This window comes from Mycobacterium sp., from assembly GCF_039583805.1.
Lineage (GTDB): Bacteria > Actinomycetota > Actinomycetes > Mycobacteriales > Mycobacteriaceae > Mycobacterium.
In genome coordinates, this window is the sequence record NZ_JAVKSH010000172.1 from 1 (window position 1) to 4264 (window position 4264).

Annotated in this window: 4 protein-coding genes; 1 reads left to right on the top strand and 3 read right to left on the bottom strand. The window is 69.6% G+C overall.

The genetic code is table 11. The annotated features are described in order from the left end of the window. Positions 1-85 precede the first annotated feature (85 nt). Positions 86-397 (top strand): putative quinol monooxygenase, encoded by a 312-nt coding sequence (locus ABDW21_RS16420; protein ID WP_343603188.1) that lies wholly within the window; start codon positions 86-88, stop codon positions 395-397. 26 nt (positions 398-423) lie between these two features. Here ABDW21_RS16420 and ABDW21_RS16425 read toward each other — a convergent pair whose 3' ends face one another. From ABDW21_RS16425 to thyX, 3 genes are all read right to left on the bottom strand, one after another. Beyond that, on the bottom strand, positions 424-2100 hold the full coding sequence (locus ABDW21_RS16425; protein WP_343603189.1) for a ribonuclease J: 1677 nt from the start codon (positions 2098-2100) through the stop codon (positions 424-426). Between the two features lie 29 nt (positions 2101-2129). Further along, positions 2130-3032 (bottom strand): 4-hydroxy-tetrahydrodipicolinate synthase, encoded by a 903-nt coding sequence (dapA, locus tag ABDW21_RS16430; protein WP_343603191.1) that lies wholly within the window; start codon positions 3030-3032, stop codon positions 2130-2132. A 310-nt stretch (positions 3033-3342) separates the two neighbouring features. After that, positions 3343-4095 carry an FAD-dependent thymidylate synthase gene (gene thyX / locus ABDW21_RS16435; RefSeq protein WP_343603193.1) on the bottom strand — a complete coding sequence of 251 codons (753 nt, stop codon included), beginning with the start codon at positions 4093-4095 and terminating at the stop codon, positions 3343-3345. Positions 4096-4264: the final 169 nt, after the last annotated feature.

A 4264-nucleotide genomic window follows, 5' to 3' on the forward strand; every position in this document is an offset into this window, starting at 1 on the left:
CAGCCCTGAGGGGGTAGTTTCAGAACTTGTCAGAGTGACAGCCGTCATACCGCTATCACCCAGCCACCATCGAGGAGCTGCCCGGATGCCCGTCGTCGTCGCCACCCTGACCGCCAAGCCCGAGTCCGTCGACACCGTCCGCGACATCCTCGCCCGCGCGGTCCGCGAGGTCCACGAAGAGCCGGGCTGCCAGCTCTACGCGCTGCACGAAGCCGGCACCACGTTCGTCTTCGTCGAGCAGTGGGCCGACGCCGACGCGCTGCAGGCCCACAGCCGCGCGCCCGCCGTCACCACGATGTTCACCGACGCCCGCGACCATCTGGACGGGCCGCCCGACATCAAGGTGTTGCAGCCGGTGATCGCCGGGGATCCGGCCAAGGGCCGGCTGCGCGGCTGACAAGCCCGCTGGCGTATGCGGCGCGGTCAGATCTCGATGACGGTCGGCACGATCATCGGCTGGCGGCGGTAGGTCTCCCCCACCCACTTGCCGACGGTGCGCCGCACCGCCTGCGCGATCCGGGCCGGGTCGGTGACCTGTCCGGCGGCCAGCGTCTCCAGCTCCGCCTCGATCTTGGGCAGCACCGAAGCCAACGCCTTGGGGTCTTCGGAGAAGCCCCGCGAGTGCAGGTGCGGCGGCGCGGCGAGGCGTCCGGTGCCGCGCCGCACCACCACGGTGACCGCCACGAAACCCGCCGACAGGATCAGCCGCTCGCCCAGCGTGATGTCGCCGACGTCGCCGGTGACCAGCCCGTCGACGAACATCTTGCCCACGCGCACCGCGCCGGAGATAGTGGCTTTGCCGGCGACCAGGTCGACGCTGACGCCGTTCTCGGCCAACAGGATTGATTCTTCGGGAACGCCGGTGCGGGCGGCCAGCGCGGCGTTGGCCCGCAACATCCGCCAGGTCCCGTGCACCGGCATGACGTGGCGCGGCCGCACCCCGTTGTACAGGAACAACAGCTCACCTGCGTAGGCGTGGCCCGAAACATGCACCCGCGCTTGGGCATTGGTGACCACCCGGGCGCCGATCTTGGACAGCGCGTCGATGACCCCGTAGATGGCTTCCTCGTTGCCGGGGATCAGCGACGACGACAAGACGACCAGGTCGCCCGAGGTCAACGTGATGCTGCGATGCTCGCCGCGCGACATCCGCGACAACGCCGACATCGGCTCGCCCTGGGTGCCGGTGGTGATCAGCACCACCCGCTCGGGCGGCATCAGCTCGGCGGCGCCGATCTCGATCAGATCGGACTCATCGACCCGCAGGAAACCCAGGTCGCGGGCAATGCCCATGTTGCGCACCATCGAGCGGCCGACGAACGACACCCGCCGCCCCAAAGCCACTGCGGCGTCGACGATCTGCTGCACGCGGTCGACGTTGGAGGCGAAGCACGCCACGATCACCCGCCCCTCGGCGCCGCGGATCAGCCGGTGCAGGGTCGGCCCGATTTCGCTTTCGCTCGGCCCGACGCCGGGGACTTCGGCGTTGGTGGAGTCGCACAGGAACAGGTCCACCCCGGCGTCTCCGAGCCGCGACATGCCGGGCAGGTCGGTGGGACGGCCGCCGAGCGGCAGCTGGTCGAGCTTGATGTCCCCGGTGTGCAGCACGGTTCCGGCGCCGGTGTGCACGGCGACGGCCAGCGCGTCGGGAATGGAGTGGTTGACGGCGAAGTATTCGCATTCGAACACCCCGTGTGTGCTGCGCTGTCCCTCGGCGACGTCGACGAACACCGGTTTGATCCGGTGTTCGCGGCATTTCGCGGCGACCAGGGCCAAGGTGAACGTCGAGCCGACGACGGGGATGTCGCGCCGCAGCTTGAGCAGGAACGGGATGGCGCCGATGTGGTCTTCGTGCGCATGGGTCAGCACCAGCGCCTCGACGTCGTCGAGCCGGTCTTCGATGTGGCGCATATCCGGCAGGATCAGGTCGACGCCGGGCTCGTCGTGGCCGGGGAACAGCACCCCGCAGTCGACGATCAGCAGCCGGCCCAGATGCTCGAAAACCGTCATGTTGCGGCCGATTTCGTTGATGCCGCCGAGCGCGGTGACCCGCAACCCGCCGGTGGTCAGCGGTGCTGGCGGGGGGAGGTCTTCGTTCACCGGGGGTTCACCAGGGATTCACCGGGGGTTCACCGCAGCACCGACGCCGCGCGCATGTCGGCGGCCAGGGCGTCCACCTGCTCCGGGGTGGCCGGCAGCTGCGGCAGCCGCGGGTCGCCGACCTCGATGCCCTGCAACCGCAGGCCGGCCTTGACCATCGTGACCCCGCCCAGTCGCGTTTGGGCCGCGCCCAGCGGCGCGAGCGTGACGTTGATCTTGCGCGCCATCGCCACGTCACCGGCGGCGAACGCCGACAACATCTCTCGCAGCTGGCCGGCCGCCAGATGGCCCCAGACGCTGATGACACCGACCGCACCCATTGCCAACCAGGGCAGGTTCAGGGCGTCGTCGCCGGAGTAGTACACCAGCCCGGTCTCGGCTATCAGCTGTCCGCCCATGGGCAGGTCGCCCTTGGCGTCTTTGACCCCGACGATGTTGGGGTGCAACGCCAGCGCGCGGAGTGTGCCGGGCTCGATCGGCACGACCGACCGCGGCGGGATGTCGTAGAGCAGCACCGGCAGCGGGGTCGCGTCGGCGACGGCGGTGAAGTGTGCGATCAGGCCGGCCTGGGGCGGCCTGGAGTAGTAGGGCGTGACCACCAGCAGCCCGTGCGCACCCTCGGCCGCGCACGCTTTGGCCAGGCGCACGCTGTGCGCGGTGTCGTAGCTGCCGGCGCCGGCCACGACCCGGGCGCGGTCGCCGACCGCCTCCAGCACCGCTCGCAGCAGCGCGAGTTTCTCGGCGTCGGTGGTGGTCGGCGCTTCACCGGTGGTGCCGGACACCAGGACGCCGTCGCACCCGGCGTCGATGACGTGGGTGGCCAGCCGTGCCGCGGCCGCGAGGTCCAGGGAGCCGTCCGGCGCGAACGGCGTCGCCAGCGCGGTCAGCAGGGTGCCCAGGCTCGCGTGGACGTCGACTCCGCCGGTGCTCACGGTCACAGGTTACCTGGCCCCGGCAAGCCCTTTAGCAGCCGCGCGGGTGCGTTGCGCAGGCTGATGGGCGCGGCTCGGGAGTCTCACCCGTCACAGAAAGTTCGGGGTGTGCCGGTGTGCCCACCTCGCAGCGACAATTCCGATAGGCGTTTGCGCCTTGTCGCTCGAAGGCGGGCAAAACATCAGGCGGTTCCATGGTGTGACGGGTATAACGGACGTGACGAACGTGATGGGTGTGACGGGTGTGACGGACTTGACGGACGTGACGGACATGACGGCCGTGACGGACATGGCGGAAGTCGATTGCGGGTCAGGCTTCGGTCGCTAACGGGCTGGTGGCGACCTCGGTGCCGTCGGCCAGCGAGGTGATCTGGAAGTCGGCGAACACCGCCGGAGCGACGTCGACGAGTTGGCGCAGGCAGGCGATGGCCAGCCGGCGGATCTCCACGTCGGCGTGCTCGCTGGCCCGCATCGCGATGAAATGCCGCCACGCCCGATAGTTGCCGGTGACCACGATGCGCGTCTCGGTGGCGTTCGGCAGCACCGCGCGGGCGGCCTGGCGGGCCTGTTTGCGACGCAACACCGCGTTGGGTTGGTCGGCGAACGTGGCTTCCAGCCTGGTCAGCAGTTCGGTGTAGGCGGCCCGGCTGGCGTCGGCGGCGGCGGTGAGGATCTGCTGCAGCTCCGGGTCGTCGTCCAGGCCGGGCGGCACCACGACCTGTGAGTCGTTCTCCGGCACGTAACGCTGGGAGAGCTGCGAGTAGGAGAAGTGCCGGTGCCGGATCAGCTCGTGCGTGCACGACCGCGAGATGCCGGTGATGTAGAACGACACGCCGGCGTGCTCAAGCACCGAGAAATGCCCGACGTCGATGATGTGGCGGATGTAGCCGGCGTTGGTCGCCGTCTTGGGGTTGGGCTTCGACCAGCTCTGGTAGCAGGCCCGCCCGGCGAACTCGGTGAGCGCCTGGCCGCCGTCGGCGTCGGTGCTCCACGGCACGTCCGGCGGTGCGACGAACGTGGTCGTCGCGATCAGCTGCACGCGCAGCGGGGCGGTCTCGGCCACGGGCATCACGATAACCGGGCGCACTACGCGCGTCGGAGCCGCAGCGGCGGGCAAACGGATATGGCCGTGTGTATGCCCATCGGCGCGATGCCGAGTTCCAGCACGCATCGGGTTGCCGTTGAGCATCGTGTCAGGAGCGGCAAACGATGCTGGTTGGCGGAGGTTGGAA